Annotated in this window: 15 protein-coding genes; 8 read left to right on the forward strand and 7 right to left on the reverse strand. The window is 35.6% G+C overall.

What is annotated here, in order from left to right:
* Positions 1-291: 291 nt before the first annotated feature.
* The 5 genes from A8B35_RS18825 (at position 292) to A8B35_RS18845 (ending at position 7,335) form a co-directional block, all read left to right on the forward strand.
* Positions 292-1,584 carry a rhomboid family intramembrane serine protease gene (locus tag A8B35_RS18825; RefSeq protein ID WP_075603744.1) on the forward strand — a complete coding sequence of 431 codons (1,293 nt, stop codon included), beginning with the start codon at positions 292-294 and terminating at the stop codon, positions 1,582-1,584.
* Positions 1,585-1,682: 98 nt separating this feature from the next.
* Positions 1,683-2,480 (forward strand): SDR family oxidoreductase, encoded by a 798-nt coding sequence (locus A8B35_RS18830; RefSeq protein WP_075603745.1) that lies wholly within the window; start codon positions 1,683-1,685, stop codon positions 2,478-2,480.
* Positions 2,481-2,595: 115 nt separating this feature from the next.
* On the forward strand, positions 2,596-3,951 hold the full coding sequence (locus A8B35_RS18835; RefSeq protein WP_075603746.1) for a TlpA family protein disulfide reductase: 1,356 nt from the start codon (positions 2,596-2,598) through the stop codon (positions 3,949-3,951).
* Between the two features lie 101 nt (positions 3,952-4,052).
* Positions 4,053-5,291: a hypothetical protein gene (locus tag A8B35_RS18840; RefSeq protein ID WP_075603747.1), complete on the forward strand. Its 1,239-nt coding sequence runs from the start codon at positions 4,053-4,055 to the stop codon at positions 5,289-5,291.
* A 724-nt stretch (positions 5,292-6,015) separates the two neighbouring features.
* Positions 6,016-7,335, forward strand: coding sequence for a sigma-54-dependent transcriptional regulator (locus tag A8B35_RS18845; protein ID WP_075603748.1), 1,320 nt, complete (start codon positions 6,016-6,018; stop codon positions 7,333-7,335).
* 20 nt (positions 7,336-7,355) lie between these two features.
* Here the strand turns inward: A8B35_RS18845 and A8B35_RS18850 are convergent, their stop codons facing one another.
* The 3 genes from A8B35_RS18850 to A8B35_RS18860 form a co-directional block, all read right to left on the reverse strand.
* The gene (locus A8B35_RS18850; protein WP_075603749.1) at positions 7,356-9,821 is read right to left on the reverse strand and encodes an ATP-binding response regulator; all 2,466 of its coding nucleotides are present in this window, start codon (positions 9,819-9,821) and stop codon (positions 7,356-7,358) included.
* Between the two features lie 200 nt (positions 9,822-10,021).
* Entirely contained in the window at positions 10,022-11,467 is a 1,446-nt protein-coding gene (locus A8B35_RS18855) for a RagB/SusD family nutrient uptake outer membrane protein (RefSeq protein WP_075603750.1), read from the reverse strand.
* 65 nt (positions 11,468-11,532) lie between these two features.
* Positions 11,533-14,667, reverse strand: a complete 3,135-nt coding sequence (locus A8B35_RS18860) for a SusC/RagA family TonB-linked outer membrane protein (RefSeq protein ID WP_075603751.1) — start codon at positions 14,665-14,667, stop codon at positions 11,533-11,535.
* Between the two features lie 279 nt (positions 14,668-14,946).
* Here A8B35_RS18860 and A8B35_RS18865 point away from each other — a divergent pair, with 279 nt between their 5' ends.
* Both A8B35_RS18865 and A8B35_RS18870 read left to right on the forward strand, forming a co-directional pair.
* On the forward strand, positions 14,947-15,627 hold the full coding sequence (locus A8B35_RS18865; protein ID WP_075603752.1) for a pseudouridine synthase: 681 nt from the start codon (positions 14,947-14,949) through the stop codon (positions 15,625-15,627).
* A 20-nt stretch (positions 15,628-15,647) separates the two neighbouring features.
* A complete protein-coding gene (locus A8B35_RS18870) occupies positions 15,648-16,376 on the forward strand; it encodes a nitroreductase family protein (RefSeq protein WP_075603753.1) in 729 nt (242 codons plus the stop codon).
* 21 nt (positions 16,377-16,397) lie between these two features.
* Here the strand turns inward: A8B35_RS18870 and A8B35_RS18875 are convergent, their stop codons facing one another.
* From A8B35_RS18875 to A8B35_RS18890, 4 genes are all read right to left on the reverse strand, one after another.
* Positions 16,398-16,625, reverse strand: a complete 228-nt coding sequence (locus A8B35_RS18875) for a VF530 family protein (protein WP_075603754.1) — start codon at positions 16,623-16,625, stop codon at positions 16,398-16,400.
* Between the two features lie 100 nt (positions 16,626-16,725).
* Positions 16,726-18,075: a TolC family protein gene (locus tag A8B35_RS18880; protein ID WP_075603755.1), complete on the reverse strand. Its 1,350-nt coding sequence runs from the start codon at positions 18,073-18,075 to the stop codon at positions 16,726-16,728.
* Between the two features lie 3 nt (positions 18,076-18,078).
* Positions 18,079-21,156 carry an efflux RND transporter permease subunit gene (locus tag A8B35_RS18885; protein ID WP_075603756.1) on the reverse strand — a complete coding sequence of 1,026 codons (3,078 nt, stop codon included), beginning with the start codon at positions 21,154-21,156 and terminating at the stop codon, positions 18,079-18,081.
* A gap of 19 nt (positions 21,157-21,175) precedes the next feature.
* Positions 21,176-22,276: an efflux RND transporter periplasmic adaptor subunit gene (locus A8B35_RS18890; protein ID WP_075603757.1), complete on the reverse strand. Its 1,101-nt coding sequence runs from the start codon at positions 22,274-22,276 to the stop codon at positions 21,176-21,178.
* A gap of 288 nt (positions 22,277-22,564) precedes the next feature.
* Between A8B35_RS18890 and A8B35_RS18895 the strand changes: the two genes are divergently transcribed.
* Positions 22,565-24,880: a TonB-dependent receptor gene (locus A8B35_RS18895; protein ID WP_075603758.1), complete on the forward strand. Its 2,316-nt coding sequence runs from the start codon at positions 22,565-22,567 to the stop codon at positions 24,878-24,880.
* Positions 24,881-24,888: the final 8 nt, after the last annotated feature.

Raw genomic sequence — 24,888 nt, forward strand, 5'->3', positions numbered from 1 at the left:
AATAGCCCTTTGATTAGTTCTAGCATATATATCGGGTTTTTATATGGTTCATTCAGGTAATAGTTATACTGAAAACAACTATAACTTATAATCAATAAATACTAATCATTTTGTATGAAGCAACGATAAATATTGCTTTGCTGAAGCCTAAAGTCATTCAAATTTTTATTTATGTTCAGGAAGTATTATGTTTATACAAAAATGTTGGCTTCATAGTGTTTTATTTCATAAACTACCTACGCATTATACAGTCAACCCTAATTACTAAAAAAACAAATTGAATATAGAAGAATGGAAAATATTTTCTCAAAAAAAATGTCTGAAAAATCCGACATTGAATTGCAGCAAATTATAGACAATAAAGGTAGTTATCAGCAGGAAGCTTATTTAGCAGCGATTTATGAACTTGAAAAAAGGCAGCTAGCAACTACTGATATTTTAAAGCAGAAAGACCTAATTCTTCATGAAACTGAAAAAGTAAGTGAAGAAGAGGAGGAAACGGTTGAAAAAAGAAAATCTTTTCTAGAAATCCTAGAAGCCTTAATACCTACAAACGACTATTTTATCACCCCTATTATAATTTACTTAAATGTGCTGATTTATGTAATTATGGTCTTAAGAGATGTTCACCCTGTGCAACCAACGGTAGAGTCTTTAATAGTATGGGGAGGGAACGTGAAGGGGCTTACATTAATGGGGCAACAATGGAGATTATTATCGAATATTTTTCTTCATGGTGGTATTTTACATCTGTTATTTAATATGTATGCTTTGTTATACATTGGTAAAGAAATTGAAACCCAATTTGGAAAAAATAGATACTTATTTACTTACGTTGTAACCGGAATTTTTGCAAGTATTGCTAGTGTGTCCGTAAATGATAATATTGTTTCTGTAGGAGCATCAGGTGCCATATTTGGAATGTATGGCCTTTTAACTGTTCAGTTATTTACTAAAAATATTATAATACCAGATGAATCGCGGAAGAGTTTTATAACTAGTGTAGTATCCTTTATTGCGTATAATTTATTATATGGTTTTTCACAAGAAGGGATTGATAATGCCGCTCATTTTGGAGGATTGATAGCTGGGCTTGCCTTAGGTGGTATTTATAGTCTGTCGTCATATAAATCTCGCTTGTCTAAAGGCATTTCAATTGCTACATCAGTTGTTTTATTGATACTTATTTTTGTGCTTCCAAAGCTTATACCTAACAAGACTGGGGAATACCAAGTAGCCATGAATAAGTTTGCTTTGAACGAGGAGAAAGCCTTATGGATGCACCGTGAAGATTTATCTTACATACCAGAAAATAAGATCAAATACTATTGCGATAGACTTGATTCTGAAGGAGTAGCTTTATGGAATGAAAACATTGAAATCTTAGGTGCTTTATCGGAGTTGCCTCCTCATTTAGAAGAAAATATTTCTCTTCTAATTCAATATTGTAGAATGAGAAGTGAGGCTTGTGAAATAATGAAGCATTTGCTTCTTTATAACCGACAAGAAGACCTAGATAAAGTGGATGCTATAAATCTTAAAATTGAAGAAATTATAAATACTCTTACCGCACTTAATCAATAATGGCAATTACTAATTCGTACTGTTTGTTTTTGGTTTAAAGCAGTTAATTGTTATTCTTTTAGAGTAAGCCACAGAGTACATTATTTAAAATTAAAGAAATGAATATATTAATAACCGGGTCTACCTCAGGAATTGGCGAAGTAATTGCTCAACATTTGTTGCAAAATAAATACAATGTTATTGGTACAAGCCGAAACCCTGATGGGATAAAAGCTAAATTGACATATCCATTATTAAAACTCGATATTACTTCCCAAGCATCCATAGATAATTGTATTAACGAATTAGAAGCCAAAGGTATCTCGATAGATGTTTTAATTAATAATGCCGGAATCGGAGTTTGTGGTTCAATAGAAGAAACATCTGCTGATTTAGCACGAGAGCAATTGGAAACTAATTTTTGGGGAGCAGTAAACTTAACAAAAGCCATTTTGCCTCAAATGCGTAAAAATAAAAAGGGGAAAATTGTTTTTATAACTTCACTTGCCGGACTTATTGGAGTGCCGTATCAAGGATTTTATTCAGCATCTAAACATGCTTTAGAAGGCTTTTGTAAATCGCTTCGCCAGGAGGTAAAAGAATTCGGTATTTCCATCTCGTCCGTTGAACCGGGTTTCTTTAAAACCAATTTGCACAACTCGTTTAAGTATGCCCATCCAACTATTAACGATTATTCACAAAGCAGGGAAAAGGTATTGGGTGTATTTGCCCATTCAATTGAAAATGCACCAAAGCCAACTGCGATTGCAACAACAGTGCTGCAAATTATAAAAACTAAAAATCCAAAATATAGTTATCGCGTTGGCAAGGACGGTAAAATGCTTCCTATTCTGCAATTTCTATTTAATTCCTTGTTTGAAAAAGGAGCGCGTAATAAATTCAAACTCCCATCTTAATGGGCAAATAATAAAAGCTATAATAGAGATGCTTACTAAATATTGTAAGCTGATTTGATGCATGAATCTTATAAAAAAACAGAATCGCATAATACTCTCAAATAAACCTATATAGATGAAAACAACCCTTCTATTCTTCGCCTCATTATTTATTATTGTTTCTTGCACAAACAATAAACAGGTCACAATTAGTGTAAAAGCAGAATATACTGAAAGTGATACCTTAACCATAAGAGACTTAACATCCGATAAGGTATTGGCTAAATTTGCAAGCGACAATACAGGACTAACACATACCTTCAATATTGACTATCCGATAGCAGGGGCACTAAGCTCAAAAGTTTTAGATCAGGGATATCTTTTGTATTTACATCCAAATAAAAACATTGAAATTACCATTACTAATAACAAACAAATAAGTTCTAATAATGTCTGTGATTCTCTTCTGAATTATCTACATTTTAGTCAAAACGAATTTTTAGCCACGAATGGAGGTTTCGTATTTACGACAAATAATAATGATTCAATAGCTGCACTTTTCGATCAATTCAGATTAAAAAGAGAAAAAGAAATTTATAGGTTTAAAAATAAGCTAACTAAAGATGAGATAGGCTTTTTAGAATATCAGAATTCTGCAAGAATCTACTCTTTTTTATTCTACTTTGGGAGAGTTGCAAAGCAGCTCGATTTAAAATCTAGTTATTATAATTTTTGTAATAATATTCAGGGAGATAATAATTGGTGTAAAACGCTGCCTGATATTCTTATTTATAAATATGAAGTTGATTTTGTACGAGAGTATGACTCGATAACTGATTTAAGTGCTTTTATTAAATACATAAAACTACATTGTAACAACAACGATTATTCAGACTTCTTTATTGCAACATATTTAGAAGGTTTAATTTCACATCCATCCTATTGGCCCCAACATGATAAGTGCTTGAATGCAGAGGTCTTGAATGCATTAGTTGAATCGGAAAAGGATAATAAATACTTTTCAATTATAAAGAAAACATCTGACTCTTATTTTCAATCACAGAAAGGGGAATACGCTTACAATTTTACAGCAATTGATAAACAGGGAAACAAAGTAGAACTATCGGATTTTAAAGGAAAAGTTGTTTTAATTGATGCGTGGGCAACATGGTGTGGCCCCTGTTTAAATCATAGACCAGCAATAAAAGATTTTGCCAAGAAATATCAAGACAATTCAAACGTGGCTATTCTAATGGTTTCAGTTGATGAAAAAAGAGAACGATGGTTAGATTTTGTAGAAAAAGACAACCCTAGCGGTAATGGGATAGACCTTTATATAAAGAATGGCAGAGAAACTAAATTTGGAGATTCATTTAATGTAAAATCAATTCCAAGATATATATTGATTGATAAACAAGGCATCATCCATAATGCAAACATAGCTGAACCATCAATAATTTTGGAGGAAATGATTGAAAAATTACTGAAATAAAGAATAATGAGCTAACGCAGAATAGGTGAGATAATAGCTGATGAAGTTATAAAATCGAACCTCGTTTTTCTAGCAATCTTTATAAAACCTAATAGAAAAGAATGATAAAAACAAACTTTGTATTATTATGTCTAATATTTGTTCAAACAGCTTTTGCGCAAGACAAAATTGATTATCTAACTAAAAATAGGATTGATTTAAGAAAAGAAAGTGCAGCTATAACAGAAACTGATTTTAATATCATAGGTTTTGGAGCGTTACACGGAAGTGCAAAAACCTATGATGCAGAGCTTAGTTTAATAAGTTCTCTGTTAGAGAAAAACCTTCTGGATTATTATATTATTGAAACCAATTATAGTCAGGCATACTATTTTCAAAAGTATATTGAAACAGGCGATGAGGAATTATTAAAAGAGCTGATCCTTGCCTTTCAAACTATAGTGTCTCAAGAAGGAACAGTAGAAACGTTTAATCATTGGAAAAACATCCGCAAATTGAATTTAAAGTATCCGAATAAATTCAAGGTTATTGGCTGTGATGTGGTTAACGAATATCGCTTTCCGATAAAACACATTTTATATCTCACAAAAGATTCTGATACTTGGAGCGAACGCGAAAAACTAAAGAAATTAAGCACTACAGTTGGTGTAGATTTCTCTATAAGCAATGAAGAGGTCAATCTTACTGTAGAATCATTTGTTCAAGATTATCTTGATAACAAGACGAAATACATTGAATTAATAACAGAGATTGACATTTTTGACCACGTTATAGGAAATATCAATTGCAATTTTGAGGCAGAAAGAGAAAGGGAGAAAATAATTTTTGAGAACTATATGTTTATCAATAAAAGATTCAACTTATCTCATAAAAAGCAATTTGCGAAGTATGGTTATTTCCATATTCAAAAAGCACGTGAAGGAAATTATCCATCATTTTTTACTCGATTAATAGAAAACAATGTTTACCAACGGGATAAGGTAATTACCATAATGGGATATTTAACCAAAAGCAAAGTGTTATGGGATAAAAAGAATGATAAAAGTGGAAACTATAAAACTTACACAACAAAAGCCGGTTTTGGTATTTCCGACTATTGGAAGGAATATTTTACAGGCATCAAAAACCTCAAAAAAACAAAACTTTCCGATTTAACTATGTACAAATTAAATGAGCAGAGTTCGCCGTATGCTTTAGGGGTAGATTTAGTTGAAATAAAAATGTTTCTTAAAGATTACAACTCAACTCAGCTAAAAGGAAAAAACACGATAGAATTTATAGACTACGCCATATTAATTAGTAAATCAAAAGAACAAGTACCAATTGAAGAAATAAGATAGTATCAAACTAATAGCGACCTAGAATAAATTAATAATTTTCAGCATTTATGTAACTAGGAGGATTGCAGCCAATTCTTACACGGATTATATCGGGCCATTTTTACCAGAATAGGCAATTTGTGGTATTGATAGCATAAGAATGATTCTTCCATTAAGTTAACTGAATAGTGCATAGCCTTACTTTAGCATCGCCGAAGCAAATAATATACTTGATGGGGTAAAGTAAGTATTAGATGATGCATTATTGCATCCAGATTACCGGTAATTCGCACCAGCTTGTATGTAATTTATATGGGATGGCTTGTAATGATAATTTGCTTACGCATAAATCACACGCGCTGGTGTGTACTTGGTATTAGTTGTTGCTCAGTTTGCATTGGATGGAGCTCAGTTTACATTAGATCATGCGTGTTTTGTATTGGCGCTCGCCTTATAAACACTGGGTTTTAATAAAAAATGAGTGTTTGCTTCTTTTATTGAATATTGCTCGATATCTATGATGTACCTAGTCAGTTTTCTGTTGCGTGCTTTTGGCAATACAGTAGAAAAAAGCTTTGCTGCACATCATTAATTCCTCACTCGTGCAATTCGCTTGCAAGCTGAAATAAGTACAATATATAATTGCGTTGGAGGTATGTTTCTTTATAAAAAATTGTAAGACCATTTAATTGGCTTATTTTTGTGGACAACTATCAGCATATCTCTTATTAAATTGTAGTGATAAATGTATAAGGTACTTATTATTGATGATGACATTACACTTTGTACAATGTTAAACGCTTTGCTCACAAAGAACGGTTATGAGGTACATTTTACCTACGAAGCTAAGGGTGTTTTAAAGTTGGTAGAGCAGCAGTTTTTTGATATAATATTAAGTGATATTCGCTTGCCCGATGCCGACGGCATGGATCTTTTAAAGGCATTTAATAAAATAACGCCGCAATCTCAGGTAATTATGCTTACCAGTTATGCCAATTACAATACTGCAGTGCGTTCTATCAAAGAAGGGGCGTTTAGTTACATACCCAAACCATTTTCGCCATCGGAGGTATTAAGCTTAATAAAAGAAGCTATTGCCGATAAAAAAGTAATTGAACCAGTTGAAAATAAACTAAAACAAAATCCGAATTATATTGAAGGAACCAGTGCTGCCGCCCTGCAATTGGCAAAACACATTCAATTGGTTTCACCCACTCAGATGTCTGTTTTAATTATCGGAAAAAGTGGAACAGGGAAGGAGTATATAGCCAAAAGTATTCATAAGCAAAGCACTAGAAGTGAGGAAGCTTTTATTGCTGTTGATTGCGGATCAATACCGAAGGAATTACTGGCATCGGAATTTTTTGGCCATGTTAAAGGGTCGTTTACAGGTGCCTACGAAGATAAAAAAGGCTATTTTGAGCTGGCCAATAAGGGAACTTTATTTTTAGATGAGGTGGGTAATTTGCCTTATGATAGTCAAATTCAATTGCTACGAGTGCTGCAAGAACGACAAATAAAACCAGTAGGGGCCAGTAAGTGGATTAATGTTGATGTTCGTTTGGTAGCTGCTACCAATAACGATTTAAAGCAATCGATCAAAGAGGGCACTTTTCGCGAAGATTTATACCACCGCTTAAACGAATTTGATTTTGAAGTGCCTGCCTTATCGCAGCGTAGGGAAGATATTATGCAGTTTGCAAACTATTTTTTGTACCGATCTAATAATTATTTAAACAAGGATATTAAGGGTTTTACCCCTGAAGTAGTTCAAGCCTTTGAGCAATACGAATGGCCCGGTAACCTGCGCGAATTAAAAAATGTGATTAAACGCGCCACCTTATTGGCTACAGATTCAGAAATTACCATGAATTTATTGCCAGCAGATTTTAGGCATCTAAAACCCGTTGACGACTTTGTATTGAGTAATCCGGATACTGAAAAGGAAACAATAATAAAGGCGCTTAAGGCTTCTAATAACAATAAAAGTAAAGCAGCTCGTTTGCTAAATGTTGATAGAAAAACCTTATATAATAAGCTAAAGCGCTTTGGTATTGATTTATAGAAACCTTTGCAAAAGCCTCTTTATCTTGTAGCGTACTCAAGTTTTAGTGTGTCAATATATTCTTGCACCAATTTTAGTGTGTGTGTAGCTTTGGCATAGTAAGTTTTTTTATCGCTGTTTAGTAGCGACGAATCTTCTAGTTCTTCCAACAAAATAGTAATATTACCCTGCTGTATTTGTCGGTAAATATTAAGCATTTTATGTGCTAAATTCACAATGGCTGCGCCATCATTGGTTGCAATGTATTTCTCAAGCATCTTTATATTCGCATCTTCACTCTCAAAAAACGATGTTATAATCATTGATTCGAGTTCCTGATTTCCTTCGGCAAAAGCCAATAGGCTTTTTAAACTACCATTATCCGATTCGCTCATTTGCGACTGTTGCTCCGTAAATATTTTTAAGGCTTTGCTGATTGTATTTTTCAGTTCATTTGGTAAAAAGGGTTTGCGTATAACCGCAAAAAACTGATCGGGATCAAATAACGTACTATTCGTTTTAAGTCCTGTTGTTGCAATGGCAAGTATAGATGGATTACCCCTCGATTTTAATTTCAGTAATAACTCATTTCCATTTAGTCCGGGCATTTGAATATCGGTAACCAAAACATCAAAACATTGAGGCGTATAATTATGAAGCGCTTCAATGGGGTTACTAAAGGCCTTTATAATCGCCCCTGTTTGGTTTAATGTTGCCGTCATCATCTCCAAAAGGGTTTGATCGTCGTCAACCAACCAAATAGTTTTGCCCTTTAAATCGTTAGAAATAGCTATGTTTTCATCTATTTTTGGCGCCTTTTTAAGATTAAAAGTAATGGTAAATTGGCTCCCTTTATTGGCTTCGCTTTCTACCTTAATATCACCATCGAGTAGTTTAAGCAAATGTTTTGTTGTACTTAAACCAAGGCCCATTCCTTTTATGTTTGTATTGGCGGCCTTTCCGCGGTTAAAGGAGCTGAAAAGCGATTGCATATCTTCTTTGTTTATACCAAGGCCAGTATCAGAAACAACTACTTTAATGCCATCTGTTTTTTCTCCAACAGCATCAATTTTGGCGGTAATAGAAACACTTCCTTTGGGAGTATATTTTAGGGCATTTGATATAATGTTGTTTAATATTTGCTTTAATCTAATGGTATCGGCAAAATAATTCTCCTCCTTTATGCCTTCAATATTGTAAGTGTAATCAAGGCCTTTCTTTTTAGCCTTGTGATGGTGTGTATTAAAAACCTCAGTAAGTAATGATTTTAAATTTGTGTTGGTATTGTTTAGCTCTAGTTTGCCCTGTTCAAGTTTAGATAGGGTATGCAAATCTTCAATAAGCTGATGGATGTAAACCGATTCGTCGTTAATTTTTTGTAAATATTTTTTATCCTTTTCGGAGTGCGTTTTTTCGCTTAAGATGTGTGCAAATCCCATAATGGAGCTTAAGGGCGATTTAATATCATGACTTAAGCTGTGCATCATCATTTCCTTGTTTTTAAGCACTTCTTCAATGGTTGATTTGGCTTGCTCTAAGTCATTTTTATAGCGTTGGCTTTTGGTTATATCGCGGAATATGTTGATGATAAAAAACAAGATGATAAGGATGGCTATGGCAGCAAGTATGTAAATATTAATGAACGATTCATTTAGCTTCTCGCGTTGTTCTTCTATTTGTTGACTCGAAGAATCTAATTGCTCTTGTTTTATTTGATGAATCAGAGTGCTGATATCCGCTGAAATATCCTTATAGTTGTTGTAAATAATATCTTTTTGAGCTTTTTGTTTTTCTTCAATGCTAACTATTTCACTTCTAAACTCCGAAATAATATCAATTAATAAATTGCCAATTGAGTCTTTAACATCTACTTTATTTACCAAACTATCTAAAACCATCTGTTTCCTTATGGTTACCTGAAGTGTGGAGTCGTAAACGGTTTCAAGTGGTTTAGAACGTTTCCAAAAATTCCTTTTTGATACGGGAGTATAAGCGGTTTTTAGGTATACCGAATCGTATTGAACAGATGAGTTTTCGGTAATATTTATATTATAAGCCAGCGAGTCTTGTTCGGTATCTAAGCGCTCAATGGTTTTAAAGTATAAAGAATCTATACTGTTGGGCGATTGGTATAACGAAAGCTGTTTCAGCTGACTTTGTTTAATTATTAAGAGCATTTTTACGCTATCTAAATGTTGTGTTAATAGCGTATCTACAAATGTGCTTTGAAGCGAATCAATAGCATAAACTATGCTATCGGTTAACTTTTGTTGCTTTAATTCCTGACTTTTATTGAGCTTGTTATGCGGTGTTTTATTAATTGCTTCAGACTTGTAAAGTTGGTTTAAAATATCATTAACCTGACCAATTACTTGTGTGGTAGAATTGTCCTTATCAAAGCTTTCGCGATAGGATAATATTTCTTGACGCACAAAGTATCCTGCCGAAATAATAAGAATTAGAAAGGTGAAATAGGTAAAAAATATTTTAAATTTTAATTTAACCATTGATTGTGTTTGTTGCTTATAGAGCTTTGGCTATGCTATTTGTAAAAATAGGCTTGTGTTTTGAGGCTTCAAGAGCTGCAAATTACAAGCATATGCGGCACAATTTAAACTGCTTCAGGAGAATAGCAAAAATGTAGCCATTTATTTTATTTAAATGGCTACGAATATACTTGTTTTCAATTTTAATAGAACTCCGCCTATTAGTAACCTGGATTTTGAGCAATAGGATTCGTATTTAACTCTGCTCTAGGAATGGGTAAAATGGCTTTGTTGTGATTGAAATCAATTTCCGATATTTCGCCAAAAAAGTTATCGTGGTCTCTTACTAGTGTTTCGCCATCGCGCAGGGCATCAAAGTAATTATGTCCTTCGCCCACTAATTCTTTACGGCGCTCATTCATAATCTGTACCAATGAATAATCATCCAAAGCATAATAATCTACTAGTTCTGTTCTTTTCTCCACTAGTGTGTTCAGATACTCAAGCGATATTTGTTTTTTATTTGTTTTAAACGCTGCCTCGGCTGCTATTAAATGAACTTCGCTTAAACGAGCAATAATATGATTGTTAACAGCCACATAATTGCTTCCATCTTTACCCGGATATTTTCCGAGATAAGCATCTTTAATGGCATCTGTTCTGCCAGAAAGAACAAAATCAGTATTTATTTGCGCTCTTATGTCGGTATCAATCTCCTTAATTAGCGATAGGTAAGATGAGGATAAATGAAAGGCTCCATATCCATCACTTGGCGACATAACATAACCCATCGATTCGCCACCTGCATTATTTTCAGATGTACTTACCAACTCAAAAATAGATTCTGAGGATAAACCAACCTTCCACGAATTTTCATAATCAGTGTAAGCAATTAGTTGGGCCTCGGTACTATCAATGATAGATTTAGCGATGTTGTATGCAAGTTCATCTTCACCCATATACAAGTATACACGTGCTAAAAGTGTGTTGGCAGCTTCTTGGGTAATGCGTCCGTTATGTTTTTCGTTTGCCAATAGCGAAATGGCTTCTTTAAAATCGCTAATGATTTGCTGATAACACTCCGCCACGCTGCTTCTACCTGGTTTTTCTGCAGGGTTTAATAATTCGGTAACAATCGGAACGCCTAATGAAGTTCCATTATCAGCCTTGTAAGCTTTACCAAATAAGCGTGTTAAATCAAATAATGCCAATGCTCTTAAGGCATAGGCCTCACCAATATAGGAGTTGAGTGTTTCTTGCTCGCTTTCTGTTTTTATTTCAATGTTCTCTTTCTGATATAAAATACTGTTGGCTGCCTTAATAACCACGTAGGGTTGAGACCATAGGTCTGCAGATATATTATCGGCAGTGGACTGAAAACGGTATTCGTTTGATGTGCGAACACCAATTGAAGTACTCATCATATCATTTGCTCTAACATCGCCAATCCAAAGCATTGTACCACCATAATAGTAATGATGTAACATGGCATTGTAGGCACCGTTAAGTGCATAATCAACATCCTTAACGGTTTGTAAAGCCCCTTCTGCTGGTAAGGAATCGGAGGGTTGCATATTGAGCCAATCGTGACTGCACGAACTACATATTAGTGCTATTATAATTAGTGATTTTAGTTTTATTGATATGATATGATTTAATAATGTCATCTTAATCTGTTTTAAAGCAATTAACTTTCTGTTTTATGAACTCTTAGCGTAGGTGTTGTTTAAACTTAAAAGTCTACTTGAATACCAAACGTATAGGTTTTCATTGGCGGCAAAGTCCAATCGTTAAGTCCATTAACTTTTACCTCCGGATCATAAATGTCATTGGCAGCCCAAGTCCATAAATTCATTCCGCTAAAGTATATTCTCACCCGATCCATATTGATGCTTCGCGTAAGTTGTTGCGGTAAAGTATAACCAAAGGTTAAGCTTTTTAAGCGTATAAAATCCGCTTTATGCATAAAGCGGGTAGAGGCTTCGCCCGATAAACTGGTGTTGCCATATACATAACGTGGTACATCAGTTATGTCACCAGGTTTTTGCCATCTGTCGGCGCCGCTTTCGCGGATGGGAACATACCAGTGTGCGCCATCATTTTCCGACTGATTTACACCACCTCTTGAGGGATCGGCCGCAGTTCTGTCGTAAGTATATCCGCCAATTCGGTAATTAAACATGGCTGATAAATCGAAGCCTTTAAGATGGAAGGTGTTGGTAATATTACCCTCTAATATAGGATCAGTTGAACCTACTATAACGGCATTGGCTTCGTTATAATTCTCTGTTAGTTCGCGACTAATTATATTGCCATGCTCATCTTGCGTATTTGTGTACCACTGAGCGTTTCCATTTTGAGGATTAACACCTACGTATTCGCGCAAGAATATTGAGTTAATAGAATATCCTTCGCGATAAATTTGAAAGTTAGGCCAAGGAATAACATCATCGTATAACTTAGTAATGGTGTTTTTTACTTGCCCCATTACTACGGAAGTAGTCCATTGAAAATTCTTATTGGTGATATTATCTGTACTAATGCCCAATTCCCAACCTTTGTTATTCATGCCTCCATAATTAACCAAGGTGTTTTTAAAACCTGTGGTGTGCGAAATGGGTACCGATAAAATTAAATCTTTGGTTTCTTTATTGAAGATATCGAACTCGATAGACATAAAATCCAGAATTCGGATATTGGTTCCAATATTTGCCGCATAGTTTTGTTCCCAACGTAAATTAGGATTGTTAATGCTACTATACATGCCACCAATATTGCCATTGTAATTATTGCCAAATGAGTATAAACCCTGACTTGCATACCAGTTGTTAGGCAAGGTGCCATTTGTTCCGTATGACCCTCTGATGCGCCAATCGGTTAGCCACGTGGCTGAACTTAGAAAGTTTTCTTTTGATAAGTGCCACGATCCAGAAACCGACCAGAAATTACCAAAACGATTGTTCTCGCTTAGGATGGAACTACCATCGCTACGATAACTTGCGGATAAGTAATACTTATCGTCAAATACATAATTTACACGCGATAAATAAGAAATTAAGCCTCTTTCGTTTTCCGAACTACTGGCAGCAGTTACCTGTCCTGCATTTTTAATATGGTATAGCTCACTGTTGGGGAAATCTATCCCAGTCATGGAGCTTACTCTATCCGTAGTGTGCTCCACTTCATACCCTGCTAAAACATTAATAGAATGCCTATCGTTAATGGTTTTATTGTAGGTTAAAATATTGGATGAGGTAATGGTTTGCCAATATTTACTATTCATTTGAGTTTTACCATTGGTTGCTCTACCATCGCGAGATTCGCTAGGATTGAATTGAGTAAAATCAGTAAATATTAAATCGATACCCAATGTACTTTTAAAGTTAAGGTTGGGCAGTAAATCGTAACTGGCATTTAAGCTAGATAAACTTCTTTTGGTAAGCGTTCGGTTAATATTATTTAATGATTGTTCGTAGGCAATATTAGGGTAACCATTGGGTAAATTTTCGTTGTAAGTACCATCAGTGTTATAAATGGGTAAAGTAGGACTTAAGAAAATATTCATGCCGTACACTGGGTTGGTAAAATAGCTAGTGCCATCGAGTATTCCGTTTTGCTCAGAGGCCGATAATGTGGTGTTTACTCCAAACGAAAGTTTATCGCTCACCTTATGGTTAATATTTACTCTACCAGATAGTCTATCAAAATCAGAACGCTCAACAACACCCTCTTGTTTTAGGTAAGATATAGAGGTGAAGAATCGGGTTTTCTCATTTCCGCCACTTGCCGAAAAATCGATGTTTTGATTCACACCAACTCTAAAAAGTTCCGATTCCCAATCAGAATATCCTCCATTTGGGATAGGGGCAATGCCATCCAATGTTGGGCCGCTTATGCCAGAATTACCATTACCATCAACGTGGCTTGCTGCTTCTTCGTATGAATAGCCATTGTCGGTATAATAGTTAATTAATCCTTCACGTTTTATTTCTCTTTCAGTATCTCCATCTACTTGGCGTACCAAAGGCATTGCAAAATCAGAAAAACCATATTCTGTTTTCAGTTTAAACTGGGTTTTATTGTTTTGTCCTGTTTTGGTGGTAATTAATATAACGCCATTGGCAGCTCTCGATCCGTAAAGTGATGCTGCAGCCGCATCTTTTAGTACGGTTATGTTTTCAATATCATCAGGATTAATAGAGCTCATAACATTGCTCGACATAGTGCTTGATCCCGATAAATCGCCACTTACCACAGGCACTCCATCAATTACATATAATGGTTCTTTCGAACTTGATATTGATCCGGTTCCTCTAATTCTCATGCTCATACCTGAACCAGGTTGCCCACTTGTATTGCCAACACTTAAACCTGCTACACGTCCTTGTAAGGCTTGAGAAACATCGGCCACAGGTAATTCAGTGAGTTCTTTCGAACTTAAACTAGCGGCACTACCCGTAAACGATCGTTTTGAAGTGGAGCCGTAGGCCACCACCATTATTTGTTCTAGTTCTGTCGTCTCCGACTTTAAGAATACCTTAAGGGGTTTATTGATGTTTTTCGCATCAATTTTAAACGATTGCGGAACATGTCCGATGTACGATACATCAATTAGAACAGGTAAATTGGATAACTCTAACTCAAAATTACCATCAAAATCGGTTTGTATTCCATCGTGTGTGCCATTTATAACAACCGCGGCACCAACAATTTCTTCACCGGTATCATCCTTAACATTTCCTCTTAACTTTTGCCCCTGAGCTTGTGCTGAAATATTTACGGTAAGGCAGAGTATAATTAAAAGCATTAGTAAGATGCTTTTGTGTTGCTTTAATTTAATAGTGCTGCGAACGACGCTCAAATTCATGTTTTATTTTTTTTAGTTATCTACTACTTGTTTAGCCTAAATAGTGCCATACTTCTTGCTTTAGGCCTAACTGATTGTAGTTTAGTTTTATGAAGTGTTTTTATTTGATTGACACTATGTGGATGTTGTGGAATTTATTGTGCAATGTGTGGAATATTTCTACAGTTTTGTGGGGTGTTAGTGCTTTGTTATGAAATTAAATATTGTGCTATGTTCATATTGCATTGCTTATGGAGATACATTACTATACATTTGCAAACTCATTTTCATTAATCTTTTATGCTTCAAATTATATATCAAGATGAACATTTGGTGGTAATAAATAAGCCGCATGGTTTATTAGTGCATCGCAGTCCCATTGCTGCCGATGCGGAGGAGTTTGCGGTACAGATGTTGCGCGATCAGATACAGCAGAAGGTATTTCCGGTTCATCGAATTGATAGAAAAACATCAGGTATTTTGGTTTTTGGTTTGAATGGAGAAATTGCCCGTCTGATTCAGGAGCAGCTCGAAGACCATGCTACCAAGAAAACCTATTTAGCCATTGTAAGAGGGTATTTTCCTGATTCGCTTGAATTGGATTATCCCTTAACTAACGATACGGGTAAAGTACAAGAAGCACTAACTCATTTTAAATGTTTAAAACATACCGAGGTGGATGTGCCTTTCGGTAAGCATGCTACCTCGCGTTATTCCTTAATTGAGGCTTATCCCAAAACAGGACGTATGCATCAAATCAGAAAGCACTTAAAACACCTGCGTCATCCTATTATTGGCGACAGACCGCATGGATGTAACAAGCAAAATCGTTTGTTTAAGGCGCAGTGGAATATGACTACCATGATGCTTCATGCTCAAAAGCTAAACTTAAGCCATCCCATAACAAATGAACCTTTGCACTTGGAGGCGCCTTTGTTTAGTACCTTTAAGGAAATGATTGATACATTAAAATTTGATTGAATAGATATAATATCCCCAAAATGACAACGATAAATACTCCTTTTGAAGAAATAGTGCGATCACGACGATCAATGCGTCGTTACGACCAAACAATATCTTACGATAAATCCATTGTAAAGAAGAGTCTAGAACTAGCTATGCTTTCGCCCAACAGCAGTAATATGCAATTGTGGGAGTTTTACCGAGTGACTTCTGATGAGGCCAAAAAGAACATTGCACATTTCTGTTTAGATCAGAATACAGCTAAAACAGCTAGCGAGTTGGTGGTTTTCGTGGCTCGCCCTGACCACGTTAAACGATCAATACAACACAATCTCGACTTAGTAAACGATGAAAATAGCTTTGAAAAAAAGAGTCATCGCGAGCGCAGAAGAACTTATTATAGTAAAACCATGCCTATGTTTTACTCAAACGATTTCATGTTTATATTCAGCCTGCTGAAAAAGTTATTTGTTACCCTTATCGGGATGAAGAAACCAATGGTTCGTGAGGTTACTGCCATCAATAAAAAAGTAACCATCCACAAGAGTGTAGCTTTGGCAGCACAAACATTTATGTTGGCAGTAAAGTCTTATGGTTACGATACTTGTCCGCTTGAGGGCTTTGATTCCAAGCGTATAAAAAAGTATTTAGGCTTACCCAAAGCTGCAGAAATAAATATGGTTATTACAGTGGGTAAAGGTACCGAAGAGGGCATTTGGTATCCGCAAAAGCGCTATGATTATGATATGGTTGTAAAAGAGGTTTAGTATAATTTACGCATGGTGCAATTATCCTTTAGATTGCACCATGCGTAAATATAATTGTTCTACTTTTTCACGTGCCCAGGGAGTTCTTCTCAGAAACTTGAGGCTCGATTTTATTGAGGGGTCAAAGTTGAAACATCTAATATTGATTACCGCACCAAGTTGATCCCAATCATATTCCTCAACCAATTGTTCTAGCATATCTGCTAATTTTACACCATGTAAAGGGTCCTTATTTGTATTTTTGCTCATAGTTGGCAATATAATAGATTTTATACAAGAGACAAGTACATACCGTAATCGGAGCTATGTTATTTGTCAATTATTCAAGCTTTCACGTTTAATTTAAATGCTAATTATTTAACATTAATAGGGTTTTTGTAATATCACCACTAAGTCTTAAAAGCTCATTTTCATTAAGCTTTACTGTATATAAGGCATCTAAATATCTGTTCGATGCTTCAGCATAGTTTGTTTGCATTTGTCTGAACTCTATAAAATCAGATCGCCCAACTTTATACCTATCCAAGGCAATGGTGGCATTTTGCTCTGCAATTTTTCTATTGTCACTTTCAAGATCTACTAATATTAGGTTGTTTTGGTAGTTCTGGTAAGCCAAAATAATTTCGTTCTTAAGCTGTAATTCTCTTTCTTGCATTGCCAATAGGCTGTTTTCGTGTTCTATTTGTGCCACCTTTTTTCTGCGTTTTACATTGCTTCCATCATAAATATTCCATGATAGTGTAAAGGCATAAGACAGACCAAATTCTTTACTTAATGAGAGGTTGCCATAGGAGGCATCGGAGTACATATATCCATAATCAGCAGCAAAGTTAAGAGCCGGAAACTGTTCTGCTTGCACCTTTTTTATGCCTAAATAGGCGATGTTTTGTTCGCGTTGTGCTACTAATAAAGATGGATTATTGAGGCTTGAACGCATAATCACATCTTGAAGGTTTATCAGCTCAAGCACCTTAAGTGAATCATTAGTATTGTACGATACATTTAAATCGGCTTCAACAGCTAGCATGTTCAGCAAAGTGATCTTTTGTTGTTTTACCAAATTCTCTTGTCTGATTAAAAGTGATTTATCTGCATTGTAATCCACTTGCGCAGCTAAGTGCTCTTGATACGAAGCTCTTCCGGCATCATATTTATCTTTCACAATCTTTTTTCGTTGATCCGATACTTCAAGCACTTCCTCTAATACTTTAAGTTTGGATTCTTCCACTACAATTGAATAATGCAAATCACTCACTGATGCCACAATATTATCAATGGCAATTTTAGCAGTAAATTCACCCATTTGCTCAAACTCATTTAATTGTTGTTTACTCACAAACATTCCCATGCCATCAAACAAAGTCCAGTTTAAACCGCCTCTTAGGTCAAAAACATCTCGCTTACCATCTTCAATAGTTCTGATCTCATCGCTATTAAAGAATTTTTGCTCCACATCTTTATGTGCTGAAGAGTATGAAGATTGAACACCAATGGTGGGTAAAAATCCGGCATTACCAAGGGTATTATTGGTTTTGTTAATCTCCATATTATTGTTGTTAATTCTGATGGAGAAGTTATTTTCTAGTGCTGTTGCAAGTACTACTTTTAAGTTTAAACTGTCATTTAAATCTTGTGCTAAAATAGGTGCACCAATAATAAATGATACTATTATTGTGCTTATTGTTTTATAAAGTTGCATAGTTTAATTTTTATCAGATTCTAGCTCTTCAACAAGCGCTGTTTTACTTGATAAATAAGTGTAAATAGACGGTACAATGTAAAGGGTTAAAAGAGATGCGAAAAACATACCTCCAATAACTGCAATTCCCATAGCCTGGCGACTTGCAGCTCCTTCACCAGTTGCCATAGCTAAAGGTAGAGTACCAAATATTGTGGATAGAGCAGTCATTAATATTGGACGAAATCGTGATGAAGCTGCTTCCATAATCGCCTGATTGCGGTGCATGCCCGATTGCTTTTTTTGGTTGGCAAATTCAACAATAAGAATACCATTTTTAGTTACCAAGCCAATTAGCATGATGGCCCCAATTTGGCTAAATATATTCAGACTCTCATTAAATAACCACATAGACATTAAGGCACCAAAAATAGCTAAAGGAACAGTTAATAGGATGATAAATGGATCTTTAAAACTCTCAAATTGTGCTGCCAAAACAAGGTAAATAAGGGCAATGGCAAATAAAAACGCAAATAGTAAACTATTTGAACTTTCCTTTAATTCTTGCGCATTACCACGTAGCTTGCTGCTAAACCTATCATTTAATACTTTATCCTTAACACGATCTAATGCATTAATACCATCACCAAGCATATAACCATCGTTTAGGTTGGCTTTAACAACGGCCGATATAAAACGATCGTCGCGGAAGCGTTTGGGTATATCTGATGATTCTTCGAGGTTAATAAAGTTATCTAATGAAATCAGGCGCCCTGTGGTTTGACTGCGAACATTAACGGCCTGTAAATCGTTGGGCGATGATCGTTTTTCTCTTTCAAGCTGACCAATTACTTCGTATTGGCGTCCTTCCATCAAAAAGTAATCGTAGCGCTGACCGCTTAAGCCCAATTGTAAGGTTTCGGAAATATCCATTACTGAAACCCCTAAGGTTTTGGCTTTGTCTCTATCAATTGTAAGAAGCAACTCTGGTTTAGAGAAGCTTAAATCGGTATCCACATAGGAGAACTCTGGTTGTAAACGAGCCTCTTCTATAAAGTCAGGTGCTTTCTCCATTAAGTCATCTAGAGTAGGGGCTAATAGGATATACATGATATCTGCCCCTCCACGCATTGAACCAATTGTTGGAGGCTGTACTACGGATGTTTTAGATCCTATTACGTTAGATAATCCCTTTTTTATTTTAGTTGCATATTCCGCTTGTGATACATCGCGTTTGGTAATATCAGCAAAGCGGATAGTTGTTCTCACTTGGTTGGTACCAGTTGAACCTGAACCAGGAGCTGTAGTCATAGTTACTGCATCGCGATCTTCTTCAGGAATTTGCTCTTGTACCATATTCCATAAGTCAAGGGCATACCTATCTGTCGACTCAAAGGTGGTTCCTTCTGCTCCCGTTGAGTTAACTCTTAATTCACTTCTATCTTCTAGAGGAGCCAATTCTTCGGGTATTAAATTGTACAATTTTCCGATAAGAACCGTACAAATTATAATGATTGGAATGGCCAGCCATTTGGCTTTCATAAAGGTTGTAAGCGATTTTGAATAGGCATTTGTGAGGGCTATAAAAAAGGGCTCAGTCCAACTATAAAACTTTGTTGGTGTTTCGCGTTTTCGTAATAGTTTAGTCGATAGCATAGGAGCTATTGATAAGGCAACAAAGGAGGAGATAATAACTGCACTTGTTAAAACAATAGAAAACTCGCGGAATAAACGTCCTGCCATTCCATCCAAGAAAATGATTGGAAGAAAAACAGCTACCAAAGCAATGGTGGTTGCGATAACTGCAAAATAAATTTCTTTACTACCCTTTAGCCCAGCTTGCATTGGGTCTATTCCTTCTTCTATCTTTCCATAGATGTTTTCGAGTACAACAATGGCATCATCAACAACTAAACCAATAGCTAATACAATGGCCAGTAGGCTAAGCACATTAATGGAAAAGCCAAATAAGTACATGACAAAGAATGTTCCGATTAAGGAAATAGGAATGGTTATTAATGGGATGATACTACTTCGCCAATCGCGAAGAAATAAGAAAATAATAGCGGCCACTAATAAGAAAGCAATGAAAATACTATTTTTCACTTCCAATATTGATTTGCGAATATAGGTGGTGGCATCAAAGTCAATGTCTAATTTAATATCATCAGGAAGGTTGTTTCGTAATTCTGCTAAACGAAGGTAGAACTCATCTGCAACTTCAATACTATTAGAGTTTGGCAAAGGAATTATATCAAGGCCTGTTGCCGGAATTCCATTTCTTCGAAGAATGGTGCGTTCGTTTTTTGCGCCGTAATCCACATGCGCTACATCTTCAAGTCGGATAAATTTATTGCCACTTTCTTTAAGAATTAAACGCTTAAAATCTTCGGGTGTATTTAACCTCCCTAAGGTTTTAATGGTAATTTCTATGGCTTCACCTTCAATTGCCCCTGAAGGTAGCTCTACATTTTCGCGTTTAATGGCATCTCGTATATCTTTGGGCGTAAGTTTGTGACCGATTAATTTATACGGATCTATCCTGATACGCATCGCATAAAGTTGCTCACCAACGTTTTGCACCTCACTAACATCCTTTATGGTTTGTAGTTTTTCCTTAATTACATTATTGGCATAATGACTAAGGTCGAGCAAAGATCTTTCGGATGAGGAGATAGAAAGCGATAAAATAGCTACTGCTTCGTCATCAGCTTTTGCAACAGTAGGAGGGTCGCAATCAGAAGGCAACAAACGCACAGCTCCTGAAACCTTATCACGCACATCGTTGGTTGCTGTTTCTAAATCTACGTCAATATCAAACTCAATTTTCACATAACTCATCCCTTCTTTGGTGAATGAAATTAAGTTTTTTACCCCTGATATTCCATTAACAGCTTCCTCAATGGGTTCGGTAATTTGCGATTCAACCACTTGGGCATTCGCTCCATTGTAGTTGGTGCGAACGGTAACAACCGGTGAGTCTGTACTCGGATATTCTCTAACACCAAGAGATAAATAACCAACTACTCCAAATAGAATAATGGCAATTGAAAACACCGATGCTAAAACAGGGCGTTTTATACTTACTTCTGATAAACTCATGTTTATAATTCGCTAAAGGTTAGTTTTTTGTATTGGCAATAAGGTTAGTGGGCTTTACTTTTATGCCTGATCTCAAAGCATCTATTCCTTTTACGATGAGTTGATCACCTTTTTCTAAACCACTTAAAACTTGCACTTCGTTGGCGGTTCTAATCCCAATAGTTATGGTACGTTCAACAGCTTTCGAATCTTCTACTACAAAAACCTTGTGTCTGTTTAGTTCAGGAATAACGGCACCTGTTGGAATCATAATAGCATCGGTATGACTAACGGTAACCATATCTATGATGGCAAATAATCCGGCAACTAGTTTTTGTTGTTTATTATCGGCTTTGGCCCTAGCTATTAAAGTTCCGGTTTCTTCGTCTAACTTTTTATCAACCGCATATATCTTAGCTTCAAAAGTTTCAGGTAAGGCATCTACGTTAAAATAGATTTTTGATCCTACTCCGAATTGCGATATATATTTAGAAGATACCCCAAACTCAAGTTTAATGGGAGAGTTATCGTACAGTGTAGCAATGCTTTTTGTACTTGCCGAATTTAGGAAGTCGCCAACACTAGCATTTCGTAATCCAATATGACCCGAAAAAGGGGCATAGATTTTTAGTTGCTCAATTTCGGCCTTTATCTGTTCAATTTCAGCTTGTATATATTGAAGTTCAGCATCCGCAATATCATACTCTTCTTGACTAATAGCTCTTTTTTCAAGCAATATTTTTTGACGGTTCTCTGTTTCCAGATTCAATTTTAGTCGAGATTGACTTTTCTTAAGGTTGGCCTCAAGCAAGCTGGTATTCAACTTAGCCAATAGCTGACCTTTCTCAACATAGTCCCCTTCTTCAAAGTAGATATCCGTTAATATTCCTGAACCTTCAGGCTTCAAACTCACTTCTTCGTTCGAAAGCAGTGTTCCCGACATTTTAATTTTCTCTTCTAAAAACTGGTAGTGCACTTCTTTAACTTCAACAGTTATAGGTTTTTTCGAGTCGGGTTTAACAATTTGTGCAATGGTTTCGGCCTCATTATTAAAGAATTTAAGCAAGTAAGGAAAGGCAATTATTAGTGCAGTAAGAAGAACTAAACTACCCAATAGGATTCGTTTTGTTTTTTTGTTCATGGTATTTCTATAATCGGTCTATTAACGGAAATGGATATTAATATTTGTGTTTTGCTTGCAAAAATAATGCCCTTTAGTTGCTGTATCCATTGTAAAATGTAAAAAAATCAGAAGTAGTATAGAATAAAAAGAGGATGTATGCCTAAATTAAAACTTGAGATCATAAAAACGGTACTTGGTCGGATATGAGTACCTATTTATACTAAAAATATAAGGTTTGGTAGATACTTTCTAGGTTTTCTATTGAATAGTATATTTATTTGCGCTGTAATTATTGAAAAACGACACATGAACTCTATACTTAAACTAAAACTATTACTATTTATTAGCCTGATTTCCTGCGCTTCAATAGCCCAGCAGGTTACCTTTAGCGGAACAATACGTGATGCCAACACTGGCGAGGAACTTATTGGTGCCACTGTTTTTGTTCAAGAAACTAGTGAAGGAGCTTCATCAAATACCTATGGATTCTATTCTTTATCGGTTAAACCGGGAGAATATACTATAAAAGCAGATTATTTAGGATATGCCGCTCAACAGATAAAGGTTAGTTTATTGAAAGATAAATTATTAAATATTGAGCTAAAGCCTGAGACCACTAGTATTGATGAAATTAATATAGTTGGTACTAAAAGCGATAGAGATGTATCCTCAACAGATGTTGGTATGGAACGGATGCAAATGGCAGAGGTAAATAAGTTGCCTGTACTATTTGGTGAGCGCGATGTATTTAAAAGTATGCAATTATTGCCTGGTATTTCTTCGGCGGGAGAAGGAGGGAGTGGAATTAACGTGAGAGGAGGAGCAACGGATCAAAACCTTATTTTACTTGATGAGGCACCCGTTTATAGTGCATCCCATCTTTTAGGATTCTTTTCTGTTTTTAATTCTGATGCACTTAAGGATATGACTGTTTACAAAGGAGGGATTCCTGCCCAATATGGTGGTAGGGCTTCCTCTGTGTTTGATATACAAATGAAAAACGGTAATACGAAAGAGATTAAGGGTTCAGGTGGAATTGGCTTAATATCGTCGCGTTTAACATTAGAAGGGCCAATTGCAGAAGATAAAGTATCGTTTATTGTGAGTGGTCGAAGAACTTATGCTGATATTTTTGCCCCGCTGGCAACAGATGCCGAAGATACTAAACTATATTTTTACGATTTAAATGCAAAGCTCCGCTTTAAATTTTCAGATAAAGATCAGTTGTTCTTATCGGGTTATTTTGGTTCGGATAAATTTGGCTTTGAAGATATGGGTATGGATTGGGGCAATGCTACAGGTACTGCTCGTTGGAATCATATCTATAATCCAAAGTTGTTTTCTAATACCTCTTTTATCTATAGTAATTATGCCTATAATTTTAAGGTAAATTCCGAGAGTTTTAATGATTTAAGAATGACTTCAGGTATTGTTGATTATAACCTGAAGCAAGATTTTACATGGTATCCTAATCCAAATAATACCTTAAAATTCGGTTTTAATGCAATACACCATAGTTTTGCACCAGGGGAATTGATAAGCGATGGTGAGTCAACCAACAATATAAAAGTTGATAGTAGGAAAGGGATAGAAACCGGATTTTACATATCCAACAAACAGAATATTAATGCAAGGTTAAATGCCAGTTATGGATTGCGCTTTAGCTCTTTTTCTACAATAGGTGAATTTACTGATCGCGACTATGATGATGAGGGTAATATAATTGATGAGCGGGTTTACGAAAAGGGAGATGTGGCTAGTACTTATTGGAATGTTGAGCCTCGTTTGGCATTAACTTATCTGCTAACGTCTAACACTTCGCTTAAGGCATCTTATAACTACAATACTCAATATATGCATCTGTTGGCCAATAGCACCACAGAGCAGCCAACAGATTATTGGGTTCCGGTAACACCCAATGTAAAACCATTAAAAGTACATCAATATAGTGGTGGGTTATTTCATAATACCGAAAATGGCGTATGGGAAATGTCAACCGAAGTATACTATAAAAGCTTAAATGATTTAGTCGATTTTAAAAATGGAGCCGAAGTTATTTTAAACGAAAATTATGAAGCTGAATTGGTAAATGGTAAAGGCTATTCAAAAGGTGTTGAGTTTTTAGTAAGAAAAAATAAAGGTTTGTTTACAGGATGGTTTAGTTATACCTTATCACAAACTATGAATCAGTTCGATGAAATAAATAACGGAGAGTGGTTCTCGGCACGTCACGATAAAACACACGATTTTTCTATAGTTGGCGCCTACCAACTGAGTAAACGAACTTCGTTATCGGCCACTTTTGTTTATAATACCGGAATTGCAGTAACCTTACCATATGGTGTTTATGAGGTGGATGGTAAAGTATTGCCTTTGTATTCAGATAGAAATGGCGGACGCATGCCCGATTATCATAGAATGGATGTTTCACTTAATGTGGATGGTAAAAAGCGAAAGCGTTTTCAATCGAGTTGGAACTTCAGCATCTATAATTTGTATGGAAGAGAAAATGCGTATTCCATTAGCTACCGCGAGAGCGAAAGCAAACCAGGCTCACTTGAAGCAGTTCAGTATGCCCTATTTAAATTTGTACCATCAGTAACCTATAATTTCACCTTTTAGTAGTTAAT

The sequence above is a fragment of the Saccharicrinis aurantiacus genome (genome assembly GCF_001660705.2).
In the GTDB taxonomy this organism is placed as follows: domain Bacteria; phylum Bacteroidota; class Bacteroidia; order Bacteroidales; family Marinilabiliaceae; genus Saccharicrinis; species Saccharicrinis aurantiacus.